The sequence below is a fragment of the Methylophaga muralis genome (assembly GCF_001720165.1).
Lineage (GTDB): Bacteria > Pseudomonadota > Gammaproteobacteria > Nitrosococcales > Methylophagaceae > Methylophaga > Methylophaga muralis.
On record NZ_MCRI01000104.1, the window covers coordinates 1 to 707 of the forward strand.

Sequence of the window (707 nt, forward strand, 5' to 3'; positions counted from 1 at the left end):
TAAAGAAAGATTCTAAGATCAAGGTTTTTAACATTCTTGGTACTAGATTGAGAAAGGAATTTTTTTTATTTGTCCAATCATTGAAGCTGCATTACAAAAAAAGAATGACGGATCCCAAAATCTTCAAAACGGATGTTCCCGAGGAGTTTCGCAAAGTTTTTTTCCACTTCATGTTGATCCCGAGTCTTCAACGATGGTTTTGAGTCCTTGGCATACTAACCAGCTTGCTGTAATAGAAGCATTAGCAAAATCGATTCCTCATGATGCAATATTGGTTGTAAAAGAAAACCCCGCGATGCTAGGGCTTAGACCAAAAGATTTTTATGAAACTATCTGTTCTTTCCCGCGAGTAGTATTAATTAATCCTTATTCAAGTGGATTAAATTGGATAAAAAAAACTGACATGACCGTTGTGATAACAGGTACAGCAGCTTGGGAGGCCTTGCGCTTGAAGAAACCAGTAATAGTAATTGGTGATTCTCCTTTTTTACATGTTGGTGAAGGCGTAATTATTGAACCTTGCCTTTCAAACTTAAATATAGCTATACAAAATGCATTCAAAATAAAACCAGCTTCTGACGAAGCAATAATCAAACTTCTTTGGCGGCATTAAAAAGTGTGTCCTTTAGCTTTCAATCATCAATCATTTATGGAAATTATTTGAAGCATTCTAAGCAAGACAGAATAAAGGCAGTTGAAGATGTCTG

At 35.6% G+C, this 707-nt stretch carries 1 protein-coding gene; it reads left to right on the plus strand.

Annotated elements, in window-relative coordinates; all coding sequences use genetic code 11:
* The first annotated feature begins 193 nt into the window (after positions 1-193).
* The gene (locus A9E74_RS13820) at positions 194-613 is read left to right on the plus strand and encodes a capsular polysaccharide export protein, LipB/KpsS family (protein ID WP_069297160.1); all 420 of its coding nucleotides are present in this window, start codon (positions 194-196) and stop codon (positions 611-613) included.
* Positions 614-707: the final 94 nt, after the last annotated feature.

Coding starts and splice junctions, on each gene's coding strand:
- A9E74_RS13820 (WP_069297160.1), top strand. CDS start 194: ATGGTTTTGAGTCCTTGGCATACTAACCAGCTTGCTGTAATAGAAGCA.